At 67.8% G+C, this 25,446-nt stretch carries 26 protein-coding genes; 18 read left to right on the forward strand and 8 right to left on the reverse strand.

The features are described 5' to 3' along the window. Positions 1-33 precede the first annotated feature (33 nt). From OG801_RS25635 to OG801_RS25655, 5 genes are read left to right on the forward strand one after another with little or no spacing between them, the layout of a single operon-like run. The gene (locus OG801_RS25635) at positions 34-1,314 is read left to right on the forward strand and encodes a Rieske 2Fe-2S domain-containing protein (RefSeq protein WP_406031881.1); all 1,281 of its coding nucleotides are present in this window, start codon (positions 34-36) and stop codon (positions 1,312-1,314) included. Between the two features lie 15 nt (positions 1,315-1,329). Continuing rightward, positions 1,330-1,809, forward strand: coding sequence for a hypothetical protein (locus tag OG801_RS25640; RefSeq protein ID WP_406031882.1), 480 nt, complete (start codon positions 1,330-1,332; stop codon positions 1,807-1,809). After that, on the forward strand, positions 1,806-2,636 hold the full coding sequence (locus OG801_RS25645; protein ID WP_406031883.1) for a 3-methyl-2-oxobutanoate hydroxymethyltransferase: 831 nt from the start codon (positions 1,806-1,808) through the stop codon (positions 2,634-2,636). The genes OG801_RS25640 and OG801_RS25645 overlap by 4 nt, the downstream gene beginning before the upstream one ends. 16 nt (positions 2,637-2,652) lie before the next feature. Beyond that, positions 2,653-3,501, forward strand: coding sequence for an alpha/beta fold hydrolase (locus OG801_RS25650; RefSeq protein ID WP_406031884.1), 849 nt, complete (start codon positions 2,653-2,655; stop codon positions 3,499-3,501). Next, positions 3,498-4,109 (forward strand): 2,3-bisphosphoglycerate-dependent phosphoglycerate mutase, encoded by a 612-nt coding sequence (locus tag OG801_RS25655; RefSeq protein ID WP_406031885.1) that lies wholly within the window; start codon positions 3,498-3,500, stop codon positions 4,107-4,109. The genes OG801_RS25650 and OG801_RS25655 overlap by 4 nt, the downstream gene beginning before the upstream one ends. Here OG801_RS25655 and OG801_RS25660 read toward each other — a convergent pair. Continuing rightward, positions 4,079-4,534 (reverse strand): RpiB/LacA/LacB family sugar-phosphate isomerase, encoded by a 456-nt coding sequence (locus OG801_RS25660; RefSeq protein ID WP_406031886.1) that lies wholly within the window; start codon positions 4,532-4,534, stop codon positions 4,079-4,081. The two genes, OG801_RS25655 and OG801_RS25660, sit on opposite strands and share 31 nt — an antisense overlap. Then, entirely contained in the window at positions 4,531-5,460 is a 930-nt protein-coding gene (locus tag OG801_RS25665; protein WP_406031887.1) for an ABC transporter substrate-binding protein, read from the reverse strand. The genes OG801_RS25660 and OG801_RS25665 overlap by 4 nt, the downstream gene beginning before the upstream one ends. A gap of 113 nt (positions 5,461-5,573) precedes the next feature. On the opposite strand from OG801_RS25665, the gene OG801_RS25670 reads away from it, so the two are divergent. From OG801_RS25670 to OG801_RS25700, 7 genes are read left to right on the forward strand one after another with little or no spacing between them, the layout of a single operon-like run. Then, positions 5,574-6,722, forward strand: coding sequence for a zinc-binding dehydrogenase (locus tag OG801_RS25670; RefSeq protein WP_406031888.1), 1,149 nt, complete (start codon positions 5,574-5,576; stop codon positions 6,720-6,722). After that, the gene (locus OG801_RS25675) at positions 6,722-7,426 is read left to right on the forward strand and encodes a 4-carboxy-4-hydroxy-2-oxoadipate aldolase/oxaloacetate decarboxylase (protein ID WP_406031889.1); all 705 of its coding nucleotides are present in this window, start codon (positions 6,722-6,724) and stop codon (positions 7,424-7,426) included. The genes OG801_RS25670 and OG801_RS25675 overlap by 1 nt, the downstream gene beginning before the upstream one ends. Continuing rightward, positions 7,423-8,439, forward strand: coding sequence for an amidohydrolase family protein (locus OG801_RS25680; protein WP_406031890.1), 1,017 nt, complete (start codon positions 7,423-7,425; stop codon positions 8,437-8,439). The genes OG801_RS25675 and OG801_RS25680 overlap by 4 nt, the downstream gene beginning before the upstream one ends. Continuing rightward, positions 8,439-9,425, forward strand: a complete 987-nt coding sequence (locus tag OG801_RS25685; RefSeq protein ID WP_406031891.1) for an ABC transporter substrate-binding protein — start codon at positions 8,439-8,441, stop codon at positions 9,423-9,425. Before OG801_RS25680 ends, OG801_RS25685 begins: the two co-directional genes overlap by 1 nt. Before the next feature lie 32 nt (positions 9,426-9,457). After that, the gene (locus tag OG801_RS25690; protein WP_355018400.1) at positions 9,458-10,252 is read left to right on the forward strand and encodes an ABC transporter ATP-binding protein; all 795 of its coding nucleotides are present in this window, start codon (positions 9,458-9,460) and stop codon (positions 10,250-10,252) included. Beyond that, on the forward strand, positions 10,249-11,082 hold the full coding sequence (locus OG801_RS25695) for an ABC transporter permease (RefSeq protein ID WP_378678219.1): 834 nt from the start codon (positions 10,249-10,251) through the stop codon (positions 11,080-11,082). Before OG801_RS25690 ends, OG801_RS25695 begins: the two co-directional genes overlap by 4 nt. Positions 11,083-11,111: 29 nt before the next feature. Beyond that, on the forward strand, positions 11,112-12,101 hold the full coding sequence (locus tag OG801_RS25700; protein ID WP_406031892.1) for an ABC transporter substrate-binding protein: 990 nt from the start codon (positions 11,112-11,114) through the stop codon (positions 12,099-12,101). Between the two features lie 35 nt (positions 12,102-12,136). Here OG801_RS25700 and OG801_RS25705 read toward each other — a convergent pair whose 3' ends face one another. The 6 genes from OG801_RS25705 to OG801_RS25730 form a co-directional block, all read right to left on the reverse strand. Beyond that, positions 12,137-13,231 (reverse strand): ABC transporter substrate-binding protein, encoded by a 1,095-nt coding sequence (locus OG801_RS25705; RefSeq protein ID WP_406031893.1) that lies wholly within the window; start codon positions 13,229-13,231, stop codon positions 12,137-12,139. A 2-nt stretch (positions 13,232-13,233) separates the two neighbouring features. Then, a complete protein-coding gene (locus OG801_RS25710) occupies positions 13,234-13,923 on the reverse strand; it encodes an isochorismatase family protein (protein ID WP_406031894.1) in 690 nt (229 codons plus the stop codon). Next, a complete protein-coding gene (locus tag OG801_RS25715; RefSeq protein ID WP_406031895.1) occupies positions 13,920-14,540 on the reverse strand; it encodes a cysteine hydrolase family protein in 621 nt (206 codons plus the stop codon). The genes OG801_RS25710 and OG801_RS25715 overlap by 4 nt, the downstream gene beginning before the upstream one ends. Before the next feature lie 13 nt (positions 14,541-14,553). Next, the gene (locus tag OG801_RS25720) at positions 14,554-15,387 is read right to left on the reverse strand and encodes a dienelactone hydrolase family protein (protein WP_406031896.1); all 834 of its coding nucleotides are present in this window, start codon (positions 15,385-15,387) and stop codon (positions 14,554-14,556) included. A 46-nt stretch (positions 15,388-15,433) separates the two neighbouring features. After that, positions 15,434-16,471, reverse strand: a complete 1,038-nt coding sequence (locus tag OG801_RS25725; RefSeq protein ID WP_406031897.1) for an ABC transporter substrate-binding protein — start codon at positions 16,469-16,471, stop codon at positions 15,434-15,436. 279 nt (positions 16,472-16,750) lie between these two features. Further along, positions 16,751-17,677, reverse strand: coding sequence for a LysR family transcriptional regulator (locus OG801_RS25730; protein WP_355018408.1), 927 nt, complete (start codon positions 17,675-17,677; stop codon positions 16,751-16,753). A 134-nt stretch (positions 17,678-17,811) separates the two neighbouring features. Between OG801_RS25730 and OG801_RS25735 the strand changes: the two genes are divergently transcribed. From OG801_RS25735 to OG801_RS25760, 6 genes are all read left to right on the forward strand, one after another. Beyond that, positions 17,812-18,684, forward strand: coding sequence for a LysR substrate-binding domain-containing protein (locus tag OG801_RS25735; RefSeq protein ID WP_355018409.1), 873 nt, complete (start codon positions 17,812-17,814; stop codon positions 18,682-18,684). 138 nt (positions 18,685-18,822) lie between these two features. Continuing rightward, the gene (locus OG801_RS25740; protein WP_406031898.1) at positions 18,823-20,892 is read left to right on the forward strand and encodes a hydantoinase/oxoprolinase family protein; all 2,070 of its coding nucleotides are present in this window, start codon (positions 18,823-18,825) and stop codon (positions 20,890-20,892) included. Then, entirely contained in the window at positions 20,892-22,652 is a 1,761-nt protein-coding gene (locus tag OG801_RS25745) for a hydantoinase B/oxoprolinase family protein (RefSeq protein ID WP_406031899.1), read from the forward strand. Before OG801_RS25740 ends, OG801_RS25745 begins: the two co-directional genes overlap by 1 nt. A 32-nt stretch (positions 22,653-22,684) precedes the next feature. Then, complete coding sequence (locus OG801_RS25750) at positions 22,685-23,434, forward strand: SDR family NAD(P)-dependent oxidoreductase (protein ID WP_406031900.1); 750 nt, start codon at positions 22,685-22,687, stop codon at positions 23,432-23,434. A gap of 37 nt (positions 23,435-23,471) precedes the next feature. Further along, on the forward strand, positions 23,472-24,308 hold the full coding sequence (locus OG801_RS25755; protein ID WP_406031901.1) for an NAD(P)-dependent oxidoreductase: 837 nt from the start codon (positions 23,472-23,474) through the stop codon (positions 24,306-24,308). 2 nt (positions 24,309-24,310) lie between these two features. Then, positions 24,311-25,417 carry an ABC transporter substrate-binding protein gene (locus tag OG801_RS25760; RefSeq protein ID WP_406031902.1) on the forward strand — a complete coding sequence of 369 codons (1,107 nt, stop codon included), beginning with the start codon at positions 24,311-24,313 and terminating at the stop codon, positions 25,415-25,417. Positions 25,418-25,446 lie beyond the last annotated feature (29 nt).

Here is a 25,446-nt window from a genome sequence, read left to right on the forward strand (position 1 = left end):
TGTGGCAACGGCCACAAGCGAAAGGACGATGTGGTGCTCAGGAAAGAGATCAACGATCTGCTGACGCAGACCGGCCCGGGGACGAAGATGGGCGACCTGTTCCGTCGCTATTGGCAGCCCGTGCTCCTCGCCGAGGAGCTGCCCGACAACGACTGCCCGCCGGTCCGGGTCAAGATTCTCTCCGAGCGGCTGATCGCCATCCGCGACAGTGACGGCAACTACGGCCTGATGGACGAGTTCTGCGCCCACCGCGGTGTGAGCCTGTGGTTCGGCCGCAACGAGGAGGGTGGCCTGCGTTGCCCCTACCACGGTTGGAAGTACGACTACACGGGCCAGGCGATCGAGGTTCCGAGCGAACCGGCCACCAGCAACTTCTGTGAGAACGTCAAGCTCAAGGGCTACCCGCTGGTCAAGCTCGGTGACGTGCTGTGGACCTACATGGGTGACCCGGCCAACCAGCCGCCGCTTCCCGAGTGGGAGGCCTACACGGTTTCCGAGAAGCAGAACTTCACGTCCAAGCGTCTGCAGGAGTGCAACTGGCTGCAGGCACTCGAGGGCGGCATCGACTCCAGCCACGTCACCTTCCTGCACTCGGGCAACCTCAATACCGACCCGCTGTTCAAGGGATCCAAGGGCAACGAGTACAACGCCGGTGACCTCAAGCCGTTCTTCGAGGTCGTCGACTACGAGGGCGGCCTGCTCATCGGTGCCCGCCGCAACGCGGAGGAGGGCCACTACTACTGGCGCGTGACGCCGTGGGTGCTGCCCAACTTCACCATGGTCCCGCCGCGCGCCGACCATCCGATGCACGGCCACTTCTGGGTGCCGATCGACGACGACAACTGCTGGGCATGGAGCTTCGACTACCACCCCACCCGCGAGCTCACTGACACCGAGGTCGAGGCGATGCGCGCAGGCAAGGGTGTCCACAGCGCCAACGACGATGCCTACCGCCCGCTTGCCAACAAGGACAACGACTATCTGATGGACCGCGAGGCCCAGCGCCGCGGTGAGACGTACTCCGGGATCCACGGCATCGCGCTGCAGGACTCCTCCTTGCAGGAGTCGATGGGGCCGGTTGTCGACCGGACCAAGGAACGACTCGTCGCAACGGACGCCGGCATCATCAAGGCCCGTCAGAAGCTCCGCAAGGCCGCTCTGGCTCTGGCCGAGGGGGTCGAGCCCATCGGCAACCGCCCAGAGGACCAGAAGGTGCGTTCGGTTGCCATCGTGTTGCCCAAGGATCAGCCCTTCGTCGAAGGTATCGGCGAGGCGATGGTCGCCAAGCCGGGCGTTCCGCAGACCACGGTCTGAGTAGGAGCTGTGTCTGTGTCAACGCCTGTGCCGATCAGCAGCTCCGCTCGTGCGACGACGACGGAGGAAGCCCGATACCGCATCGACTACCCGCTAGCGGCGGCACGCAACACCCGTGTGGTCGCCCTGGACGAGGCCGCAGAGATGATCGTCCGCGCGGCCTCGGAAGAGGACTGGGGGCAGGCTCGTTTCTATGTCGCGCACGACCCCGGACACGATCTGATCACCATGGCTGGTGAGACGGTCCCGCTCGCCGGCGAGCTCGAGCAGAGCAACACCGTCGTGCTGGTCTCCACCGCGGGTGAGAACTCGGAGGCGGCCGCCACCATCGGTGCGGCTTGCAAGGTTCGCGGCATCATGACGGCCGGCCTGGTCATCACGCCGGGCAGGCTGAGCAGCGAAGCCCTGCTCACGCTACGGCCGTACGCCCGGATCCTGCTGGTGCCCGCCGACGAGGACGACCTGGTCGAGCTGCTGAGGGCGACGCGCGCATGAGCATCGAGAAGGTCACGCTGCAGCGACTGCAGGAGATGAAGCGAGCAGGCGAGAAGAGTGTCTGCGTCGTCGCCTGGGACTACCAGATGGCCCGGATCGCCGACAGGGCAGGCGCCGACATCATCTCGGTCGGCGATACCGTCGGCGCCAACCTCTGGGGTCACGACAACCCGCTCGAGGTCACGCTCGAGGAGATGATCGTCGTGGCGAAGGCCGTGCGCCGAGGTGTCACGCGCGCTCTGGTGAGCGTCGACTTCCCCTACGGTCCTCTCCAGGAAGGCACCGGCGCTGCGGTGAGGGCAGCGATCAGACTGGTCAAGGAGACCGGCGTCGACCTGGTCAAGCTCGACGGTGCGGCCGACTACCCGGAGGCGGTCGAGGCGATCGTGCGTGCCGGGATCCCGGTCTTCGCCCAGTTCGGCATCACCCCGCAGACCGCTCTTCGCTATGGCGTCGCCTATACCGGCGCCGCAACAGGCGCGATCCCCGAGGAGATGCAGGCCGAGATGGTCGTCGATGCCAAGCGGCTCGTCCGTGCCGGCGCCTCGCTGCTCAACTTCACCAACTCCGGCCCCGTGGTCGGGCCGGCCGTGGTGGCCGCTGTGGACGTACCGGTGCTCGGTGGCTTCGGCGGTGGACCCTGGCTGGACGGCCGGATCCGGATGGCGACCGCTGCCATCGGCTACCACGAGAAGTGGCTCGACTCCGAGCCGGACACCTACGCCAACGTGGCCAGGACGGCGTACGACGCACTGACCGAGTACGCCTCCGACGTCCGTGCTGCTCGCCAGATCCGCGGCGGCGTCCCGGTGCCACCGTCCAGCTGAGAACCAGGAGCAGAGCATGCCGTACGTCGACATCGACGGCATCAGGACCCGCTACGAGACCGTCGGTGACGGCCCGCCGATCCTGATGTTCAGCCCGGGCGGGTTCGACTCGAGCCTCGACAACTGGACCCACTTCGGCCGCTACCGCGACCTCGGGTTCGTCGACGCGTTCAAGCACCGCTACACCTGTGTGGTCTTCGACCGTCGGGAGTCGGGGCAGTCGAGCGGCCGCGTGGAACGGCTCGACTGGCCGGTCTACGTGACCCAGGCGCTCGGCCTGCTCGATCACCTCGGGATCGAGCAGGCGCACACCATGGGCGGTTGTGTGGGCTGCTCCACCGCTGCCGCGCTCGCGGTCGCGGCTCCCGACCGGGTGCGGAGCATGGTGCTCTTCTCCCCGGCCGGTGGGCCGCGTTACCGCCAGGCGCAGCACCGCCGTTTCGTCCAGCACCTCGCCTACGTCGCCGAGCACGGCCTGCCCGCGGTCGTCGACCTGGCGCGCTCGACGACCGCGGGCTTCAGCAAGGACCCGCGCGTGGGGCCGTGGGCGGCGCCGCTGCGCACCGACGAGGCGTTCGCGAAGGAGTACGCCACGATCGATCCGGTGCGCTACGACCTGATCGTGACCGCCACCGTTCGCGGGCTCTTCGACCGGGACACCGTGCCCGGGGTCGAGGCCGAGGACCTGATGGCCCTCGAGGTACCGGCCCTGATCGTGCCGGGACAGGACGTCTCACACGCTCCCTCGGCGGCGCGCTACCTCGAGGAGTGCCTGCCGGTGCACGACTACTGGGACGTCCCGGTCGTCGAGCAGACTCCGGAGACCGCACCGGCGCGCATCCTGGCCTTCTTGGACCGGCATTGACCCTCGTCGTGCTGCGCCACGGCGAGAGCGAGTGGAACGCCGCGGACCGGTTTGCTGGCTGGGTCGATGTCGGGCTCACCGCGACCGGGCGCGACGAGGCGCGTACGGCCGGCCGACTGCTCCTCGCCGATGGTCTGGTCCCGGACATGGTGCACACCTCCCGGCTGGCTCGCGCGGTCGACACCGCCGACCTCGTGCTGGAGAGCTGCGGTGGTCCGGACGTGGGTGCCCTGCGGACCGAGTTGCTCAACGAGCGGCACTACGGGGCGCTCCAGGGGATGCGCCGCGCCGACGCGGTCGCGCGCTACGGCGCCGGGCCGGTCGCTCGCTGGCGACGCGGCATCGATGGCCGGCCGCCGCGCGATGCCGAGGGTCGGGCCGAGAGCCTCGCCGACGTACGCGCCCGGCTGGAGCCGTACGTGGTCAGCATCCTGTTGCCGCAGGTCGCCGCGGGCTGCACCGTGCTCGTCGTCTCGCACGGCAACACCATCCGGATGCTGCGGCGGCTGGTCGAGGGGCTGACCGACGAGCAGGCCTGCACCTTGGAGGTGCCCACGGGCCGGGCCGTCGTGATCGCTCAACGCCCGGTCCCGTGCGCCTCGATCTGAGCCAGCCGCTCGGCATGCACGCCGCGCTTGAAGGGCGTGCGCAGCCAGATCTCGACCAGCTCGAGCGCGGCAGTGTCGTCGAGTGCCTTGGCTGGGACGATCATGACGTTGGCGTCGTTGTTGCCGCGGGAGATCTCGGTGGCCCAGCGGGACCAGGCGATGCCCGCGCGGATGCCGGGACGCCGGTTGCAGGCGATCGACTCGCCAGAGCCGCTGCCGCCGATGATGATCCCGCCGTCGGCGCGTCCCGTGAGGATGTCGTCGCACACGGCGGCACACAGCGGCGGGTAGTGCACCTCGCCGGCCGCGGCGTCGGCGCCGTGGTCGGTCAGCTGGTGCCCGGCCGCCGACAGGCGCTCGACGACGAGAGCCTTGAGCGCGACGCCGTTGTGGTCGGCGGCGACCGCCAGTCGTCGCGGGGTCATCCCTCAAGCCCGAGGGTCTCGGCGGCGAACACGTCCTCGAGCGCGAGCGGCCTGGTCAGGATCCCCTGCGCGATCGCGTTCTCCATGAGCTTCTCCAGGACGGCGCGGTTGGCCTCGACCCCGTAGGGCAGCGGGTCGACCTGGCCGGTGACCTCGGTGAACCTCAGGAAGCTGCGGTCCTGCTTCGTCTCCGCGAGCCCGTCCTGGAGTCGCGCGACGTACCTGCGTTTGGCCTCGGCGAAGGCCTCGAAGATCGCCGTCGCCAGGCCTGGGTTCGCCTCGAGCAGCTCGTCACGGACCACGACGAGATGGTTGACCGGCACGAAACCGGTCTCCTTCAGCGAGTCCCAGGCGGCGCTCTCCGGTAGGAGGGAGACGACGGTGTCGTTCTCGATGCCCGCGTTGACGACCGCGTCGAGCTCGCCGGAGAGCAGCATCTCCTCCAGGGTGCGGTCCACGGGAGCGGCCTCGACATTGGCCGGCGGAACGTACGTCGCCACGTGCTCGTCGCCGGAGAGAACCCAGGTGACCGAGGACAGGTCGAGGCCGGCGTCGGCGAGGGCCGCTCGGGCCCAGACGCCTGCGGTGACGGTGTAGCCGCGGTTCACGCCGACGCGCTTGCCAGCCAGATCGGCGGTGGTCCTGACGGGCCCGTCCGCGAGCACCTGGGTCTTGCCGTGGTGGAAGTCACGGACGATGAAGATCGGCAGCGCGGTGAACTTCGCACCATGCTCCTTGGCCGTCAGATAGGTCGTCACGGCGAGCTCGGCGACGTCGTACTCGTCGTCGCGCACCATCTTGCGGAAGCCCTTGACGAGGACGGGCTCGTCGGCGAACGACAGTGTCCAGCCGTCCGGTTCGACCTCGTGTGAGATCAGCGCCTGGTTTGCGCCCTGGGCGCGGGTGAGGGTCTTCAGCTCCGGCATCGGCTCTCCTGACGTGAGACGGGGGGGAGAGGAGCAGCGGGTGACCCCTCTCACATTTGAATGATAGTGTTGGTCATACCATTCTGCCAATGCCAGTTCACGAGGGAGAGTCCATGACCGACAAGGTGCTCGCGGCAGTCCGCACCGCACCCGGCACGACCGAGATGCGCGAGTTCGACAGGCCCCGGATCGATGCCGACTCGGCCCTGCTCCGGGTCGAGGTCGCAGGCATCTGCGGCACCGACGTGAAGCTCTACTCCAGCCCGCCGACCACCCCCGCCACCAAGGGCGAGGTGATCATGGGCCACGAGAACGTCGGGGTCATCGCCGAGGCCGGCGAGAACTTCCTGCGCCGCCACGACGTCGAGATCGGCGACCGCATCTTCCTGGAGCACTACGTGGCCTGCTTCAGCTGCGAGTGGTGCCGGATCGGTGAGTACCGCCACTGCGAGGCGACCGACTGGCGCACCAACCCCGACGCCCGTCGCTTCGGCTACACCTCCACCGGCTTCGAGGGTGCCCTGTGGGGCGGCTTCGCGGAGTACATGTACCTGCCCTGGAACTCGGTGATGCACAAGATCCCGGATTCCATCACGGCCGAGGAGGCCGGCCTGGTGATGCCGCTGTCCAACGGTATCGAGTGGGCGCTGCTCACCGCTGGGGTCGGTTACAACGACACCGTCCTGATCCAGGGCCCCGGCCAGCAGGGGCTCGCCCAGTTGGTCGCCGCCAAGACCGCCGGTGCCGCCCAGGTGATCGTCTCGGGCACCACGCGCGATGCGAAGCGCTTCGAGCTCGCGAAGGAACTCGGCGCCGACGCGGTCGTCGACGTCCTCACGGAGGACCCGCGCGAGAAGGTCATGGACCTGACCGACGGCCGCGGTGTCGACTTCGTCCTCGACTGCACCTCCCGCGCCGGCACGGCCCCGGTGCTGCTGGGCGTCGATGTTCTCAAGCGCCGAGAGGGCACCCTGCTCATTCAGGGTGAACTCGCCGCTTTCCCCGACTTCCCGGTCAAGAAGGTCACCGAGAAGTCGATCACGATCAAGTCCGCCCGTGGCCACTCCTTCAACGCCTGCGAGCTGGCGGTCGCCCAACTCGCTTCGCACCGCTACCCATTGGAGAAGCTGGCCACGCATCGCTACGGCATCGACCAGGTCGACCACGCCATCCGCGTGCTCGCGGGGGAGACCGACGAAGATGCGATCCACGTCTCGATGATGCCCGACATGATCGGCCAGGCCGGCGGGGCGGTGCGCTGATGCCCGTCGTCGTCACCAACCCTCCGCGCGCAGACCGCGAGACGGTGGATGCGCTGGCTGCGTACGGGGTCGCCACCGTCCACGAGGCACAGAATCGCATCGGCCTGCTCGGGTCGCACCTGACCCCGATCCAGCACGGCGTACGCATTGCCGGAAACGCGGTCACGGTCACCGTCGCGCCCGGCGACAACACCACCATCGGCGTCGCAGTCGAGCAGTGCGCCGAGGGCGATGTTCTCGTCGTCGCGCCGACCGCGCCATGCGACATGGGCTACTTCGGCGACCTGCTCGCCACCTCGCTCAAGGCCCGCGGCGTACGCGGCCTGGTGATCGAGGCGGGCGTACGCGATGTCGCCGACCTCAACGAGATGGACTTCCCGGTCTGGTCGAAGGCGGTCTCGGCCGAAGGCACCGGCAAGGGCACCGTCGGCGACGTCAACGTGCCGATCAGCATCGCCGGTCGCATCGTCAACCCCGGCGACGTGATCGTCGCCGATGACGACGGGGTCGTCGCCGTCCCGCGACTGCGGGCCGCGGCCGTGCTCGCCGCGTCGTCCGCCCGCGAGGAGAAGGAGTCGAAGGCGCGGGCCCGCTACCAGGCAGGTGAGATCGCGCTCGACGTCAACAACATGCGTCCGATGGTCGAGAAGGCGGGCACCCGCTACGTCGACTACGAGGACTGGGTTAAGGAGCAGCAGGCATGATCATAGACGTCCACGGCCACTACACGACCACGCCGCGAGAGCACCAGGACTTCCGCGACGGACAGCTCGCCAGGCTCGCCGACGCCTCGGCGCCCGTGCCGTACCCGGCACAGATCAGCGACGACCAGATCCGCGAGAGCATCGAGCACAACCAGCTCAAGGTCCTGCGCGAGCGCGGCGCCGACTTCATGCTGTTCTCGCCGAAGGCCTCCGGTATGGAGCACCACGTCACCGACCGCGATGTCGCGGTCCACTGGGCGCGCACCTGCAACGACCTGGTCCACCGGGTGACCCAGCTCTTCCCGGACAACTTTGCCCCCGTCGCGCAGCTGCCGCAGACGCCGGAGGGATCGCTCGGCCGGGTGGTCAAGGAGATCCATCGAGTGGTCACCGAGCTCGGGTTCGTTGGGGTCAACCTCAACCCGGACCCGTCCGGCACCTGGGCCGGTGTCCCGATGACCGACCCCTACTGGTTCCCGGTCTACGAGACCCTCGAGGAGCTGGATGTCCCGGCGATGGTCCACGTCTCCAGCGCCTGCAACCCCAACTTCCACACCCTCGGCGCCCACTACCTCAACGCTGACACGAGCGTCTTCGTGCAGCTGCTCCAGTCGGACCTGTTCGAGCGGTTCCCCGGGCTCAGATTCGTGATCCCGCACGGTGGGGGAGCGGTGCCCTACCACTGGGGCCGCTACCGCGGTCTTGCGATGCGCTACGGCTGGCAGGACCCAGCCGAGCTCCTCGACAACGTCTTCTTCGACACCGCCGTCTACCACCAACCCGGCATCGACCTGCTCACCCGGGTGATCCCCGCGGACAACATCCTGTTCGCCGCCGAGATGCTGGGCGCCGTACGTGGTGCCGACCCGGAGACCGGCTTGGAGTGGGACGACACCCTGCAGTACGTCGAAGCCTCCGGCCTGAAGCGGGAGGAGCTCACCAAGATCTATGAGGCGAATGCGCGCCGGGTCTACCCGCGCCTGGACCAGCGCCTGACCGCGATGGGGCGCTGATGGGGAACCTCCATCTCTCCTTCGCCTGCGGCGACTACGACCGCACCCGGGCCCTCGAGGATGGGTCCGTCCGCGCGGACGGCATCGACCTGACGTACCTTCGTCTGCCGGTCGAGGAGACCTTCTTCCGGATGGCACGACACCAGGAGTTCGACGTCGCTGAGATGTCGCTGTCGACCTACCTGGCGACCCTGGATCGCGACCCGGTCCCGTTCGTGGCGCTGCCGGTCTTCACCTCGCGGCAGTTCCGTCACGGTGGGATCTTCGTCAACGCCGAGTCCGGTATCGAGAAACCCTCGGACCTGCGCGGCAAGAAGGTCGGCAACGCCGAGTTCCAGCTGACGGCGAACGTCTGGATCCGCGGAATCCTGGCCGACGAGTACGACGTCCCGCTGGACTCGGTCACCTATCTCACCGGCGGTCAGGAGGCACCAGGCCGGATCGAGAAGGGCGCGATCAGCACCCGCTTCGAGGTGACCCCGATCCCGGCTGGCCGCACGCTCAACGAGATGCTCCACGCCGGCGAGATCGACGCGTTCTACGGTCCCCGGATCCCGAGCTCGTTCGGGCGCGGCGACGGCCGCGTCCGCCGGCTCTTCCCGGACATGGTGTCCGCGGAGAAGGACTACTACGCCAGCACCGGGATCTTCCCGATCATGCACGTGGTGGCGGTCCGGCGCGAGGTCTATGAGCGGTACCCGTGGGTCGCCCAGTCGCTGACCAAGGCGCTCGACATCGCCAAGAACCAGGCGTACGACCGGATCTATGACGCCTCCGCGCTGCGGTTCATGGAGCCCTGGCTGATGCCTCACCTCGAGGAGGCACGCGGGCTGCTCGGCCAGGACTACTGGTCCTACGGCCTGGAGGCGAACCGGCACGTCCTCGATGTCTTCTGTCGCTACCACCACGATCAGGGACTCTCCTCCCGGCCTCGGACCGCCGATGAGCTGTTTGCGCCCGAGGCGACCGAGTCCTTCGTCATCTGAGATCGCCCCACCCCCACCAGAAAGGCAGCGCCTTGGAAGCAACCGCCAGTCACCTGCTTGCACGTGACCTGCTCATTCAGTATGCGAAACCGGGCACGGACGAGGTCGTCACGGCCGTAGATTCCGTCGACCTCGAGATCAGTCGCGGCGACTTCGTGTGCCTCGTCGGTCCCTCTGGCTGCGGCAAGACGACGGTGCTGAACGCAGTCGCGGGCTTCGTCCCGACCAGTGGGGGAGAGTTGACCCTCGATGGGCGCGTCATCCCGGGGCCAGGCCCCGACCGGGCGATGGTCTTCCAGCAGCCCAACCTGCTGCCCTGGCGATCCGTGCTCGCGAACGTCACCTACGGGCTCGAGATTTCGAAGGCCTGGTCGAAGACAGAGGCCCGCGAGCGCGGCATGGAGCTGATCGAGCTGGTCGGGCTCACCGACGCGGCGAGCTCCTTTCCGAGCCAGCTCTCCGGCGGCATGCAGGCACGGGTCAACCTGGCCCGTGCGCTCGCCGTCGACCCGGAGATCCTGCTGCTCGATGAGCCGTTCGCGGCCATCGATGCACAGACCCGCGAGATTCTCCAGGCCGAGCTGCTGCGGGTGTGCGCGGCCCGGGACGTCACCGCGCTGTTTGTCACGCACGACATCTCCGAGGCGGCCTTTCTCGCCGACCGGGTCGCCGTCTTCAGCCCTCGACCCGGCCGCATCGTCCAGGAGATCACGGTGCCCTGGGAGCGCCCTCGGGCGCAGGGCATCAGGCGTACGAGGGAGTTCGCCGACCTGCACGACGAGATCGCCGACGTGCTGTACGCCGCCAAGGAAGGAGCCCGATCATGAGCACGACGACCACGGTGAAATCGCCACCACAGGCGAGCACCCCGGCCGGCGGAAGGCCAGCGCGCAGGCCGTGGCTGTCGCCGAAGTTCCTCGTGGGAACCGCAGCGGTACTCACCGCGCTCGTCGCCTGGCAGGTGGTCGTGCTGCTGGAGATCAAGCCACGTGGCGTACTCCCAGGGCCATTCGACGTGCTCGACGAGGGCGTCTCCATGTTCCAGCAGGCGTCCTTCTGGGCGGACATGGGGGCCAGCTTCCAAGAGCTGGTGATCGGACTCTTCTTCGCCGTGCTCGTCGGGCTGCCGCTGGGACTGCTGATCGGCTGGTATCGGCCGGTCGACTGGGCACTGTCGCCGTTCATCACGTTCCTCTACGCGACGCCGCGCATCGCCATGACACCGCTCATCATCGTCTTCTTCGGGTTCGGCATCACACCGAAGGTCATCATCGTGTTCCTGATGTCGGTCTTCCCGATCCTCATCAACACGGCGCAGGGCATGCACGCCCTCGAGCAGGGCGTCGTGCGGGTGGCCCAGTGCTTCGGCGCCAGCGACCTCCAGCTCTTCCGCACCGTCGCGCTGCCGGGCACCGTCCCCTTCATCGCGGGCGGCCTACGGCTCGCGGTTGGCCAGGCGCTCATCGGCGTCTACGTCGCCGAGCTGAGCGGTGCCCAACACGGCGTCGGGATGATGATGAACACCGCTGCCCAGCAGTACCAGTCGTCGAAGATCTTCGTCGGCCTCTTCGTCTTCGCGATCACCGGCGTGGCGCTTACGGCGCTCCTGCGCCGTGTGGAGGCGCACTTCGCATCCTGGCGCCCCGCCAGCCACTGACCGTCCAACCCCACGACAAGGAGAGACAGATGAACCAAGGAACCTGGATGAAGCGAGGTGTCGTCGCAGCGGCCCTGATCGCGGTCGCCTCAGCCACACTCACCGCCTGCGGCGGCGACGAGTCGGCGGACGGCCTCACCACTATCAAGGTGAGCTACAGCGAGAAGGTGGCCGACAACCTGCCGCTGTGGGCCGCGAAGGAGCAAGGCTTTTTCGAGGCGCATGGCCTCGAGGTCGAGCTCGTCAACCTGGACAGTGAGAAGGGCTTCCCGGCGTTGCTGTCCGGCCAGGTCGACATGGCCGCCATCGGTGGCACTCAGGTCGTCTCGGCCGCTGCGGCGGGAAACGACGTCAAGATCCTCGGCGCGGCCACACCTGTGCTGCCCTTCGAGCTGTATGCGGACGTGGCCACCGGTGTAGAGCTGAAGGGCAAGAAGGTCGGCTACACCTCGAAGAGCGGTTCGCAGTACGTCGGCACGGTCGAGGCGATCAAGGCTGCCGGCTTGGAACCGTCGGACGTCGACCTGGTGCCCTTGGGCAACGTGTCCAACGTCAACAACGCACTGCTGAGCGGGGCCATCGACGCGGCCGCGACGCATCCGCCGGCGAGCTTGCAGTTCAAGAACGCGGGTCTGCACCGTCTGGTGGACCTGGCCAAGGAGGACATCCCGTACATGAACGTCAGCTACGTCGCACTGACCTCCTACAACGAGGAACACCCGGAGGTGTTGGACCAGTTCTTCGCTGCCTTGAAGCAGGGCACGGACTTCGTACAGGGCAACCAGAAGGGCGCCACTCGGATCCTCGGCGACTACCTCGGTGAGGACGATCAGGCGGCACTGGATGACGCATGGAACTACTACACCTCCGAGGTCATCCAGGAGGCTCCACTCGCTTCGCCGGAGCAGCTGGAACTATCGGTGGAGTTCCTGGATGGGTCCGTCGAGGGGGTCGAGGACGTGGACCTTGATGGCTTGATCGACCCCTCCCATGTAGAGAAGGCATTCGGGACCAGCTGACTCCTCGAACCCGGCGCTCGCGTCGGCGGGCGGCATCAACCACCGACCAGGTCGCGGTACTTGTCGTCCCAGTACTCGTACCGGTCGCCGGTCATCTCCTCCTCCGGGACGCCGATCGTCTCGACCTCGTCGATCGGTGAGGGAACTCCCTCCACGGTCGGGATCCGGTGGACGTCGGCGATGGTCTGCTGCCCCTCGCTGAGCACGTAGTCCATGAACAGCATGGCGGCCGCAGGGTGCTCGGCCGCCGACATGAGGCCGGCGCCGTTGGGACGGACCACGACGGGCTCCACGTGCTGACCGTCGGGGTTCCACGCCACCGGGGCACCGTTGTCGGCGGAGGCGCCGTCGACGGTGTGCTGGTAGATCGAGAGGGCGATGTCGAGCTTGCCGGCCGAGAGCATGTCACCCATCGTGCTGTGCCCCTTCTCGACCGAGGCGTTGGCCGCGATGCCGGCCCACATCCTGTCGACCTCCTGCTCGCTCATGCCCCGGTCGAGGTAGTAGGTAGAGACGGCGGCGTACCAGTCGATGTCGCTGAGCTCGAGCGAGATGAGGCCCTTCCACTTCGGGTCGGCGAAGTCCTTGATCTCCTTCGGCAGGTCTGTGGCCTCGACCTTGTCGGTGTTCCAGCCGACGACGAACGCGTTGAAGTAGTGGGAGGTCCAGCCGTCCATCTGGCCGTCCTGACGGACGGCATCGCGGTACTCGCTCTCGTAGTCGTAGAGGAAGCCCTGGTCGGCCATGATGTTGAGCTCGTTGGCGTTGTTGTCGACGAAGTCGACCTTGAGCTTGCCCGCGCTCCCTTCGGTGAGGAGCTTCTGCAGCACCGTCTCGGAGTTGCCGCGAGTGAGCTCGACATCGATGTCGTACTCCTCCTCGAAGCCCGCGATGATCGCCTCCATGTCGGTGTTCGAGGTGTATACGGTCAGCTGGCCCTCCTCCTCGGCGAGCTCGGTCAGCTCCGCCTCGCGTTCCTGGCCGCTGAGGCTGTTGATCCTGTCGTAGACAGCCGTCGCGTCCGCGTTCGCCTCCGGCGCGCTGCCAGCGACGGGGCTGCCGCCACATCCGGTCACGAGTAGTGCGAGAGCGAACGTTCCGGCCGTTCCCGCGAGAACCTGGTGCTTCATCCTCAACTCCATTTCTTCTCGAGCTCGTCGACCGACAGCACGTCGGCGTACTTGGTGGCCATGTCGAAGAGGTTGTTGCAGTGCGCGAACCAGGACCGGTCGAAGCACGCGTCGTCGACGACGAAGGTGCTGAAGCCGTTCGAGCACGAGTCGACGGCCGTTGCCCGGACACACCCGGAGGTCGATACGCCGCAGACGATGACCGACTCGACCTTCTCGCGCACGAGGAAGACCGAGAGCGGCGTCTGGAAGAACGCACTCGCCTTGGTCTTCTCGAGCACCCAGTCGCCTGTCTCGGGAGCGATCGTGCCCGGAAAGTCGCCGAAGCCGTCCGCGAGCCTGGCGCCGGTCCTGGGCTTCTTCGTCGCTCGACCGACGAAGGCCTGGTCGTTCGCGCTCGAGCGGGTGTAGACGACGGGCATGCTCTTGCTGCGTACGAGCTCGATCAGCCGGGCGATGTGCGGCATGGCCTCCCACGCCGAGGGGCCAGCCGCGGTGGAGTACTCCTGCCGTGCCTCATCGAGGGTCAGACCCGCCGACCCCGTGAACCCGTACGTCACGTCGACGACGATCAGCGCCGACCTCTGCCCGAGCCCGAGTCGCCCGGCACCGAGCGCGCCAGCCTCATGCTCGGGCACGTTCTGCGTCCATCGCTTCATCACCGCGCCCTCCGGTGTCGTCCGGTCGCTCACGCGCCGAGCGCTTCGACGACCTGATCGAGGGTGCGTACGTTGACCATGCGCGGGAACACCTTGCGCATGAAGAACTCGCGCTGCTCGAGGAAACCGTTGCAGCAGTCCTCGACGACAGTGACCTGGAAGTCCATGTCGCGGGCGTCGTACGCCGTGGAGGCGATGCCGACATGGACCGAGCCGCCGACGAGCATGATCCGCTCGATCCCGCGACTGCGGAGGGATACCTCCAGGTGCGTGCCATGGAAGGCCGACCAGCGATGCTTGGGCACGTCGTAGTCGCCGGGCTGTGGCGCCAGCTCGGCGAGCACCTGGTACTCGGGGGAGCCGCTGTCGTGGGGTGGGTTGTGCTTGATCAGGTTCTCCGGTCCCCAGGGCGTGAAGGAGGAGTCGGTGTCGGCGATCGACCGCGCGAAGTCGGCGCCGTCGATGCGGTGGTCGGCCCGGGCGTAGAAGATCGGGGTTCCGACCGAGCGGCACGCCGCGATCAGCTTGGCGGTCGTCAGGTGCGATCCGGCTTCCTCGATCGCTGGGCGGTAGGCCTCGAGCATGTCGAAGACGACGAGCGCCGTGCGGGCGGGATCGTAGGAGGTGATCGGTTGGGTGGGGCGGTCCATGAAGGTGTCTCCCTCAGTGCAGTCGGGGGTTGCTGGCGAAGTCGTAGTCGGTGGCGTACGCCGAGGTGAACGACCAGATGACCTGGTTGTCGTCGGTGCCACTGAGCCGCTCGTGCAGCCAGCGGGTGATGGTCTCGAACGACTCGGTGGCCTCCTGCTCACGGAAGCGGCCCGGCATGGTGTCGTTGAGCCACCCGTGCGGCATGTCGGGGTAGAGCACGAAGTCGTAGCTGCGGCCGGCGTCCTCGATCAGGTTGCGCACAGCGCGCACGTCATCGACCGACATCGTGTGGTCCTTCTCGCCCCACAGACCCAGAACGGGCGAGGTGCCGGCCCGGATCATCTTGTCGTACGGCACCGAGCGCAGGTCGCCGAGCTCGTACTCGCGCGCCTGCGCCCCGCCGTAGAGCATGACGACGGCGTTGATGTCGTCCCGCTCGGCATCGGCTACCAGACCGTAGCTTCCGGTACGGCACACGCCGATCACCGCGACGGGCGAGTCGTCGCTGCAGCCCTCGAGCGTGCGGGCGTACGTGATCGCCGCGTCGATGTGGCGAAGTGCCGCTGCGTCGGAGATCTCCGGGAGCCGCTCTTCCTCGCCGGTGAGCTCTACATCGGCGTAGAAGTCCGGAGCCACCGTGACCAGCCCGGCGTCGGCGAACCTGTCGGCCAGTTCGACGGTGTGCTGGACGACACCGTAGCGCTCGTGGCACTGGATGAGGATCGGCCGCGGGGCCGTCGCGGGTACAGACGGGACCGCCGCGTACCCCCACGAGACAGGCCCCAACGGGGTGAGCTCGCGAGGATCGATCCGGTCAGAGGGGCCTCGCTCCTCCTTCGGGAGCATCGGGGGGACGCCTTCGGGTTCGATGCACATGCAGTTGTCTTCCCTCTCAGTGGTTGACGAGGCTGTCGTACTTGTCGGCCAGCTCCTCGCGGTGCTCGACGAGCTCGGCGACGTCCTGCTCGAGAATGTCCGCCCCGGCGATCGGGTCGTCCGCGCTGGGGACCGGGGGGAGCGAGCCGAGCTCGCGGTCGACCTCGAAGCCTGCTTCGTTGAGCTGGAAGTCGAGGTACAAGGTGGCGGAAGCCGGGTTCTCGGCGCCCTTCATGAGCGCGCCGGCGTCGTAGCGAACGACGACCGGGCCGATCCGTGGTGTGGCGTCACCGTAGGAGATCGGGGCGCCATCCTCCTTCGCGCGGTCGACGGTCTGGGAGTAGAGCGAGAGGGCGATGTCGAACTTGCCAGCGATCAGGAACTCACCCTGGGCCGTGTGGCCCTTGGTCACCTCGGAGTTCGCCACCAGACCTTCGAAGAGGTCGTCGACCTCGGCCTCCGACATGCCTTGGTCCCGGTAGTGGTCGGCCAAGGTGGCATACCAGTCGTAGTCGCCCAGCTCCATGCTCATCCGGTCCTTCCAGATGGGGTCGGTGAGGTCGGCGTAGTCGGTGGGAACCTCGTCTTCCGACACCTTCTTGGTGTTCCAGCCGGCCACGAACGCCAGTCGACGGATGCCGGTCCAGTCCTCGCCCTTGCCGCGCACCGAGACCGCGTCGCGATACTCGGACTCGTACGGGGTCAGGATGCCGCTGTCGTTGAGCGACTCCAGATCCGGTGCCGGGAGCACGATGACGTCGTTGTTGAGCTTGTTGCCGGACGTCTCCTGGACGACTCGCTGTAGGACCGACTCGGAGTTGCCGTTGTAGACAGCCACCTCCAGGCCGTACTCCTTCATGAACGCATCAGCCATCGCCTGCTCGTCGTTGAAGGCCGAGTAGACCATGAGCTCGTCCTCCTTCTTGGCGGCCTCGAGGAGGGCGTCCTCCCGTGCTTGACCGGTGAGCCCGGTCCACGGGTGGTTCGCTGAGCTGTCGGATTCATCCTTGGATGCGACTGGGGAAGAGCCGCAGGCTCCCGCTCCCCACGTCATGGTCGCCAGCATCGCGACCGCCACACATTGGGACCTGCGTCTGCGCCGAGCTTCGTTCACTTGCCTCACCGCCGTTCCCGGGGTCGAACTAGGCGGCCCCGTCATGAGTCGTCGGCACGCCGTCGTGCGATTGAGGCGTGACGCTACTGAATAATCGGCGTTGTTGACAAGGGTCTGGCTAATAAATAACCATTCGCGTGTCTCTCCAGGACGCGCAGGGCTGCCTGGTGTCGCGTGGCGTGCGACGACAGGTGCGAGCAGACGGTGGTGGTGCGTACCTCAGAAACCGGCGAGCAGAGGCAGCGCGACCTTCGCGACCGCGCTCGCGCCGCTTGCGCGGAAGGCCAGCACGAGCTCAAGCGGCTCGGCTTCGTCGAGCTCGTGGAAAACGACGCCTTCCATTGGGAAGGCGCGCACGCCGCCGGGTACCAGCGCGACGCCCAGGCCTGCGGCGACGAGACCGAGGAGGACCGAGGTGCCGGCTCCGGCGTGCTCGCGGCGCGGGGTGAACCCGGCCTCGCGGCACATCCGAGTCGCGGTCTCGTTGAGGGCTGAGTAGTGACTGCTGTAGGTCACCCATGGCTCGTTGCGCAGGTCTGCGACCGAGATGGTTGACCGGTCGGCGAGCCTGTGGTCGGCCGGCATGGCCAGGAGCAGCGGCTCGGTGGTGAACGGGATGGTCTCGATGTCGTCGCCGACCACGGGCGGACGCAGGATGCCGATGTCCAGGCTGCCGGCGCGGATGCCATCGCACTGGTCTGGGGTGAGCATGTCGGCGTGGACGGCGAGTTCGACCTCAGGCAGGCGCTGCCGCAGCGTACGCGCGATCTGGGGAAGGTAGGCAAAGGCCGCCGTCCCGGTCAGTCCGAGGCGGAGCAATCCCTTCTGGCCGGCGGAGAAGCGGCGCACGCTGTCGGTCGTCTCGTCCAGGCGGCTCAGCATCTGCTGCGCCTCGGACTGCAGGAACTCTCCCGCCGGCGTGAGCAGCACCTGGCGCGTGGTCCGGTTGAGCAGAGTGACGCCGAGCTCGGTCTCGAGCTGCCGGATCGTCTGCGAGAGTGCGGACTGGGATACCTGCAGGCGCTCGGCCGCCTTACCGTAATGGAGGGTATCGGCCAGGGCGGCGAAGTAGCGGAGCTGTCGTACGTCGATCGCTGGTCCCCTCGGCTCGGCGCCGGCTGGGCGCCGGCGCGACGTCAGCGTCACTGTAGCCGGACCCCTCGTGTGCCCATCTGCATTGGAGGGTCGGTGCTGGAATCGCGGAGTCTATGGTGGTCCGGCCGGGTGGCCACCGGACGAGCGGTTGCAGGTGAACAGAGAAGGAAGGTTGGTGTCAGTCGATGGATCTACGCCATCTCCGCTATTTCGCTGCCGTCGCGGAGACCTGCCACTTCGGTCATGCGGCGGAGCGCCTCCAGGTCGCCCAGCCTGCCCTCTCGCTGAAGGTGCGCCAACTGGAGGAGGAGCTCGGGGTCACGCTCTTCGAGCGGACGACCCGGCAGGTGTCGTTGACCACGGCGGGCAAGTTCCTCAAGTCCGAGACGGACCAGCTGTTCGGCCGTCTCGACGACACGATCGCCGGCGTCCGCCGGTTGTCGGCGGGGCAGGCCGGCCTGCTCAGGATCGGGATGAACGGCACCGCTGCCTTCTCCCACCTGCCGCGCATCGCCCGCGTCGTGAAGCGGGCGCTGCCGGACGTCGCGCTCGGGATCCATGCCGACATGCTGACCCCTGCTCAGTGTGAAGGGCTGCGTGACGGCACCCTCGAGGTCGGCATCCTGCGACCGCCCGTGCTCGGCCGGGACCTCGCCACGGCGCCCTTCGTCTCGGAGTCGCTGGTGCTCGCCCTTCCCGCGAAGCATCGGTTGGTGGGGAAGGCACGGATCTCGGTGAGCGATCTGCGTGATGAGTCGTGGGTCTGCTACAGCAGCCCGCACTCTGCGCTCAATGCGCGAGTCACGCGCCTGTGTGCAGGGGCCGGCTACACGCCGCGGCGTGAGCACGAGGCGGCGGGTGGATCGGTTCTCCTGGCGCTGGTCGCGGCAGGTCTCGGGGTGGCGATCGTGCCCGAGGGGGTGCGCTCGCATCCGCTGCACGGCGTGGTGTTTCGGGACCTGCCCGAGGCCGGGACCTTGGACTTGGTGCTGGGGTATCGAGCCGGGTCGGACAATCCGCTCGTCGGGGTCGTCGTCTCTCTGCTGACAGGCTCCTGAGCCAGCCGCCGAACGATTCAGAACGATCCGTTCTGGATCGGCACGAATTGTGTGCACACTCCGTGGATCCGGTTGACGGATGTGACGAACCTCATATGGACTAACCAAAGAACATTAGTCCATTGGTGGAGGTTGCCCGTGCCGAGATATCGCCTGACCGTCGATACCGGAGGAACGTTCTCCGACTTCGTGCTTCTCGAGGAGGACACCGGGAAGCACCGGATCCTCAAGGTCCCGTCCACTCCGGACGACCCCGGCAGGGCGGTGCTCGACGGGCTCGACGTCCTCGAAGCCGAGGGCATCGCGGCGAGCGACATCGTCTTCTTCTCCCACGGGACGACCGTGGCGACGAATGCCTTGCTCGAGGAGAAGGGAGCCGATGTCGGCCTGGTCGTGACCGAGGGCTTCACGGGCATCTACGAGACGATGGAGCAGAGCCGGCCGTATGGCCCGGCGGTCTTCGACCTCGGCTACCAGAAGCCTTCGCTGCTGGCCCCCGGGCGACGTACGGGCGAGGCTGCCGAACGCATCGCAGCCGACGGGAGCGTACGCGAGCCTCTCGACGAGGACTCCGTCAAGGAGCTCATCAAGCGCTTCGAGAAGGAGGGCGTCGAGGCGGTCGCGGTCTGCCTGCTCTTCGCCTTCATGAACGACGCCCACGAGCGCCGCATCAAGGAGATGCTGGTCGAGGCGCACCCGGAGTGGTGGGTCTCGACCTCCTGTGAGCTCCTGCCACAGATCAGGGAGTACTTCCGGCTCAGCACCGTCGTCATCAACGCGTACGTCTCCCCGATCCTCGGACGCTACGTGAAGAAGCTCGAAGGCGAGCTCGACGAGCGCAAGGTGGCGCCGGAGGCGCGCTTCACGATGCAGTCCAACGGCGGCTCGGCTCCCTTCGCCAGCACCGCGGGCCGCGCGGTCGGGACCATCCTGTCCGGCCCGGCCGGCGGGGTGACCGCGGGCAGTGCGTTGAGTCGCGACACGGGTTCGCTGAACATCATCACGTTCGACATGGGCGGCACGAGCACCGACGTCGCCCTGATCCAGAACGGCGAGCCGGTGATCACCGACCGCTCCAAGATCGACGGTCGTGACATCGCGATCCCGATGCTCGACATCACTACCGTCGCCGCCGGTGGCGGCACGATCTCTCGTGTCGACGCCTACGGCGCCCTCCACGTCGGACCGGCCTCCGCGGGCGCGGTCCCAGGCCCGGCCTGCTATCTGCGCGGCGGCACGCAACCGACGACCACCGACTGCAACGTCGTCCTCGGCTACCTCGACTCCGGCTCCCTCCTCGGCGGCGCGATGAGGATCGACAGGTCGCTCGCTGAGGAGGCCGTGCGGACCGGGCTCGCCGACCCGCTCGGCATGGACCTGCTCGAAGCAGCCGAGGGCCACGTGAAGATCATCGACGTCCAGATGGGCGAGGCGGTCAAGTCGATCTCTACCGAGCGTGGCTTCGACCTGCGCGAGTTCGCGCTGGTCCCGTTCGGCGGCGCCGGCCCGTTGCACGCCTGTCGCATCGCGAAGGACCTCGGCCTGGCCAAGGTCGTGATCCCGGCGTACCCGGGCGCGTTCTCGGCGTTGGGCCTGCTCATGTCCGACGTCAAGCACGACTATCTGCGCAGCCGTCTGTCCGACATCGCCACCGTCGACCCGGCTTCGATGGCGGAGCTCTTCGAGGACTTGCGGGCCCAGGGTGAGCAGCAGCTGCGTGCCGAGGGCTTCGACCTCGACCAGATGGCGTTCCGCTACTACGCCGATCTGCGCTACGCCGGTCAGGGCTATGAGAACCCGGTCCCGCTCACCGGCCTCCCGCAGACCCCGGAGGACGTCGCCGCGATCCGCGGCGCCTTCGACGTGATCCACGAGCAGTGCCACGGGCACAGCGCACCCGGCCAGCCGGTCGAGGTCGTCAACTACCGCGTCGAGGCGTACGGCCGGGTCCCCTCGGTCGAGCTGGCCGCGGTGGAGGAGGCGACCGGACCGGTCACCGACGCCGTGGTCGGGACACGCGAGGCGTACTTCTCCGAGGTCTCGGGCACGCCGTTCCCGGTGAACGTCTTCCAGCGCGAGAAGCTCCGCGCCGGCCACTCGTTCGAAGGCCCGGCCCTGATCGACCAGTACGACTCGACGACCGTCGTGTGCCCCGGGCAGCGCGTCACCGTCGACACCCTCGGCAACCTCATCGTGGAGAACAGCTGATGACCGCCCATGTGACCGATGACAGCACCGTTGACGCGATCACCGTCGAAGTGATCAGCCAGAGCCTGGGCGGGATCGTCCAGGAGATGCAGAACGCGCTCTTCTGCACCGGCTACTCGACCATCGTGCGTGAGTCGCGCGACGCGAGCTGCGCGATCCTCGACTCCGAGGGGCGGGTGCTCTCACAGTTCACCGTGCTGCCGCTGCACCTCGGTGCCTTCCCCGCCTGCGTCGACGCGCTGCTCGAGCGCTACCCGGCGAAGACCCTGAAGTCGGGCGACGCCTTCGTTGTCAACCACCCCTACTACGGCGGCAGCCCGCACGCGCCCGACATGGCGCTGATCTCGCCGATCGTGCTCGACGGGAAGCTGTTCGGCTTCAGCGCCAGCATCGCGCACAAGAGCGACATCGGTGGCATGGTCCCGGGCAGCAGCTCGGGGCAGGCCCGGGAGATCTTCCACGAGGGCATCATGCTGCCGCCGGTGAAGTTCATGGCCGAGGGCTTCGTGGTGCTCGAGGTCGAGACCATCCTGGCCGCCAACAGCCGTACGCCGGAGCTGGTTCTCGGTGATCTCAGCGGGCAGGTGGGCGCGACCGCGCTGGGTGCCTCCCGGGTGGCCGACCTGTGCGCGAAGCACGGCGCCGCGGTCGTCGCCGCGGCCGGCAAGCGGCTCTATCTGCTGACCGAGCAGCGCGTTTGCGCGGCGGTCAAGGAGTGGCCCGACGGGGTCTACACGGGCAGCGCCAAGGTGCACAGCGACGGCCTGGAGGGCGGTGAGCCGATCGTCGTACGCGTCTCGGTGCGCATCGACGGCGGTCAGGCGAGCTTCGACTGGACGGCCTCCGACGACCAGGTCGCGGGGCCGTACAACATCCGGCCGCCGCTGGTGCGTGCGGTCTGCAGCTATGCGATCAAGTGCCTGGTCGACCCGGACCTGCCCTCCAACGAGGGGCTGACCCTCGCCGTGGAAAGCCTGACCCGTCCGGGATCCTGCCTCGAGCCGTACATCCCGGCACCGGTCAACACCTACATGCCGATCGCGAACGTCGCCGCCGAGGCGGTCTTCGATGCGCTCGCCGAGATCCTGCCGATGGCCCGGATCGCGGAGAGCAGCCGCGGGATCAGCGGCACGCTGGCGCACTTCGATAGGAGCGGGGGATTCCCGCGGGTGCAGTACGAGCTGCCCGCGGGCGCGATCGGCGCTCGCGCCGACGGGGACGGCGTCTCCGCCTCCAAGGCACACGTCGCCAACGGCACCATCACCCCGATCGAGATCATCGAGTCGGAGTTCCCCGTCGAACTGGTCCGCTTCGAGCTGGTCCCCGACTCCGGCGGCCCCGGTCGCCACCGGGGTGGCCTGGCGTACGTCCGTGAGTACCGCATGCTCGGCGAGGGCCAGTTCAGCAGCCGGGTCGGCCAGATGCTCTCGGCGCCGGACGGACGCCAGAGCGGCCGCCCGGGCTCGGCCGGTGCGACCGTCGTCAACCCGGGTACGCCGCAGGAGCACGTGATCCTGTCCGAGGACGGCACCTTCCGGCTGCACGCCGGTGACGTGCTGCGCCGCGAGATGACCGGCGCCGGCGGCTATGGCAACCCGCTGACCCGCCCGGTCGAGCAGGTCGTCGCCGACGTCCTCGACGGCTACGTGACAGTCGACGGCGCCCGCCGCGACTACGGCGTCGCGCTGGTCGCGGACGACGCCGGCTACCGCGTCGACGAGACCGAGACCTCGCGGCTCCGCGCCGCGGTCTCCGCCTGACCACCCGACAACTCCCACAACCAGGAGAGCTCATGAGATTCGAGAACAAGGTCGCCCTCGTCACCGGAGCGGGCCGCAACGTCGGCGCCGCGGTGGCCAAGCGGTTCGCCGACGAGGGCGCCAGGATCGCGGTCGTCGACCTCGACGTCGAGCGCGGTCAGCGCACGGTCGCCGAGATAGAGGAGACCCACCCGGGCGCCGCGCAGTTCTTCAAGTGCGACGTTTCCGAGAGCGCCGATGTCCGGGCCCTGGTCGCAGGCGTCGTCGAGCATCTCGGTGGCATCGACATCTTGGTCAACAACGTCGCGATCACCGACCGCGGCGCCACCGTGCTGGACCTCGAGGAAGAGGTCTGGCACCGGGTCCTGAAGGTGACGCTCGACAGCGTCTTCCTCTGCAGCAAGTACGTCGGACAGCACATGGTCGCGACGCAGCGGCAGGGCGCGATCATCAACATCGGCTCCACCTCCGGCTTCCACGGCAGACCCAACGCGCTGGTCTACGGCGTGGCCAAGTCTGGAGTCCTCAACATGTCGCGCTCGATGGCCAACCAGCTCGGCAAGCACGGGATCCGGGTCAACACCGTCATCCCCAACAAGGTCGGCTCGCCCGTCGGCGAGGAGGTCGAGCCCGAGGGCCGCAAGCGCGAGAACCTGCTCGGCCGCGGTGGGCAGCCCGAGGACATCGCGGCCGCGGTCGCCTTCATGGCCTCCGACGACGCCGGGTTCGTCACTGCCGCCGACCTGCTGGTCGACGGCGGCTTCTTCCACGGCATCCGCTGACACATCACATCCAGGCACGAGAAGAGGAACAGAACATATGACGCAGAGTGTGGGAGTCATCGGTCTGGGCGCGATGGGTCGCCCGATGGCCGAGTACCTGGTGGACGCGGGGGTGCCGACCTCGGTGCTCGACGTGGACGCCGACGTGCGCCAGCAGGTCGTCGAACGTGGCGCGAAGCCTGCCCGGACGCTGACGGAGATCGCCGACAACGACGTGATCCTGGTCGTCGTCCCCTCCGACGAGGACGTACGCACCGTCTGCCTCGGTGAGGACGGGCTGCTGTCCGCGCCCAGGGACGGCTCGGTCATCGTGATCAGCGCCTCGGTCACCCCCGAGACCTGCGAGGACATCGCCAAGGCCGGTGCTCCGCACGGCGTCTCCGTCCTCGACGCGGCCCTGACCGGTGGCGTACGCGGGGCGGAGAGCGGCGAGATCAACCTGCTCGTCGGTGGCGACGAGGCAGTGCTCGACCGGATCCGTCCGTCGCTCGAGCCGTGGACCAAGGCTGTCCATCACCTCGGCCCGCTCGGGTCCGGCCAGGTGGGCAAGACGGTCAACAACCTGTGCCACTGGATCCAGATCTCCGGGGTGCACGAGGCGATGCTGCTCGGCCGACGGCTGGGGGTGGCGCCGTCCAAGCTGCGGGAGGCGCTGCTGGACAGCCCGGCCGCCAGCCGGACGCTCGCCGAGATCGACCACATGCGCTTCACCTGGTGGAAGAAGGACATCGACAACGCCCGCAAGATGGCCGAGCCGCTCGGCTACCGGATGCCGCTGACCGACCTCGCGTACGACCTGATGCCCGGCATCACGCCCGACCGGATCAACACCCTGCTGATCCAGGACCTCGACCCCGATGCGGAGAGAGAGTAGCCATGAAGACCTACCAGGGACTGGCCGCGGTTGCGGTCGTCGTATCGATCGTGCTCACCGGCTGTGGCGGGGGAGTGAACCGCGCCGCCTCCGTCGGCAACGAGGAGAACATCGACCAGGCAGCCGACGTCTACGAGAGGTTCAACAACCTCGAGGGCGAGGAGCGCATGGAGGAGCTGGTCAAGGCCGCCGAGGCCGAGGGCAAGCTCTCCGTCTACTCGACCCTCACCCCCGAGGCAGCGCCGGTCGTCGAGAAGGCGTTCGAGGCCGCGTACGACATCGAGGTCGAGATGCCCCGGATGTCGTCCGAGGACGTCATCACCAAGGTCGACACCGAGCAGGCGGGCGGCAACGACAACGGCGCCGACCTGCTCGAGCTGAACGGCTTCGAGCTGACCGCCCTGGCCGCCGAGGGTCACTTCGGTGAGTTCACCGGTCCTGAGCGCGACCTCGTGGTCGACGAGGGGCAGAAGGACGGGTGGACGGCCGACCGGCTCAACCGGTTCGTCGTCGCACGCAACACCGAGAAGCTGCCCGATGCGGACTGGCCGAAGCGGATCGAGGACTTCGCCGACCCCAAGTACCAGGGGAAGCTGTCCATGGAGATCAACGAGGTCGACTGGTTCATGGCGCTGCGCGACTACTACATGAACGAGAAGGGGATGAGCGAGCAGGAGGTCACCGACCTCTTCAAGGCCATCGCCGCCAACTCCGCCATGGTCGACGGTCACGCAGCGCAGATGAGCCAGCTCGCCGCCGGCAAGTACGCGGTCGCGATGTCGACGTACGACTACCAGACAGCCGGTGTGGCCCATACCGGCGCGCCACTGTCGTACGAGCCTGTGGTCCAGCCGGTCGTGCAGCGGCCGAACGGGGTGGCTCTGATGAACAGTGCGCCCCACCCCGCGTCCGCCTACCTCTTCTACGTATGGATCCTGACCGATGGCCAGCAGGTGCTGCGTGAGGCAGGGCTGACCTCGGCGCTGAAGAAGGACGCCAACGCGGGCCTCGACCAGGGCACCGAGATCGTCTCGGTCGACGTCGAGCAGCTCAAGGACGAGTTCGACACCTATCAGGACATGTACGCCGAGGTGACCGGCCAGAAGTAGCCACCGTGAAACGGGTGGGTGCCGGAAGT

The organism is Nocardioides sp. NBC_00163 (assembly GCF_045206295.1).
Taxonomy (GTDB): Bacteria; Actinomycetota; Actinomycetes; order Propionibacteriales; family Nocardioidaceae; genus Nocardioides.

What these genes read in the sequence shown, in the direction of transcription:
- OG801_RS25645 (WP_406031883.1), top strand. Translation starts at nt 1,806, where the DNA reads ATGAGCATCGAGAAGGTCACGCTGCAGCGACTGCAGGAGATGAAGCGA.
- OG801_RS25650 (WP_406031884.1), top strand. Translation starts at nt 2,653, where the DNA reads ATGCCGTACGTCGACATCGACGGCATCAGGACCCGCTACGAGACCGTC.
- OG801_RS25660 (WP_406031886.1), bottom strand. Translation starts at nt 4,534, where the DNA reads ATGACCCCGCGACGACTGGCGGTCGCCGCCGACCACAACGGCGTCGCG.
- OG801_RS25665 (WP_406031887.1), bottom strand. Translation starts at nt 5,460, where the DNA reads ATGCCGGAGCTGAAGACCCTCACCCGCGCCCAGGGCGCAAACCAGGCG.
- OG801_RS25670 (WP_406031888.1), top strand. Translation starts at nt 5,574, where the DNA reads ATGACCGACAAGGTGCTCGCGGCAGTCCGCACCGCACCCGGCACGACC.
- OG801_RS25675 (WP_406031889.1), top strand. Translation starts at nt 6,722, where the DNA reads ATGCCCGTCGTCGTCACCAACCCTCCGCGCGCAGACCGCGAGACGGTG.
- OG801_RS25680 (WP_406031890.1), top strand. Translation starts at nt 7,423, where the DNA reads ATGATCATAGACGTCCACGGCCACTACACGACCACGCCGCGAGAGCAC.
- OG801_RS25685 (WP_406031891.1), top strand. Translation starts at nt 8,439, where the DNA reads ATGGGGAACCTCCATCTCTCCTTCGCCTGCGGCGACTACGACCGCACC.
- OG801_RS25695 (WP_378678219.1), top strand. Translation starts at nt 10,249, where the DNA reads ATGAGCACGACGACCACGGTGAAATCGCCACCACAGGCGAGCACCCCG.
- OG801_RS25700 (WP_406031892.1), top strand. Translation starts at nt 11,112, where the DNA reads ATGAACCAAGGAACCTGGATGAAGCGAGGTGTCGTCGCAGCGGCCCTG.
- OG801_RS25705 (WP_406031893.1), bottom strand. Translation starts at nt 13,231, where the DNA reads ATGAAGCACCAGGTTCTCGCGGGAACGGCCGGAACGTTCGCTCTCGCA.
- OG801_RS25715 (WP_406031895.1), bottom strand. Translation starts at nt 14,540, where the DNA reads ATGGACCGCCCCACCCAACCGATCACCTCCTACGATCCCGCCCGCACG.
- OG801_RS25720 (WP_406031896.1), bottom strand. Translation starts at nt 15,387, where the DNA reads ATGCTCCCGAAGGAGGAGCGAGGCCCCTCTGACCGGATCGATCCTCGC.
- OG801_RS25725 (WP_406031897.1), bottom strand. Translation starts at nt 16,471, where the DNA reads ATGACGTGGGGAGCGGGAGCCTGCGGCTCTTCCCCAGTCGCATCCAAG.
- OG801_RS25735 (WP_355018409.1), top strand. Translation starts at nt 17,812, where the DNA reads ATGGATCTACGCCATCTCCGCTATTTCGCTGCCGTCGCGGAGACCTGC.
- OG801_RS25745 (WP_406031899.1), top strand. Translation starts at nt 20,892, where the DNA reads ATGACCGCCCATGTGACCGATGACAGCACCGTTGACGCGATCACCGTC.
- OG801_RS25750 (WP_406031900.1), top strand. Translation starts at nt 22,685, where the DNA reads ATGAGATTCGAGAACAAGGTCGCCCTCGTCACCGGAGCGGGCCGCAAC.
- OG801_RS25755 (WP_406031901.1), top strand. Translation starts at nt 23,472, where the DNA reads ATGACGCAGAGTGTGGGAGTCATCGGTCTGGGCGCGATGGGTCGCCCG.
- OG801_RS25760 (WP_406031902.1), top strand. Translation starts at nt 24,311, where the DNA reads ATGAAGACCTACCAGGGACTGGCCGCGGTTGCGGTCGTCGTATCGATC.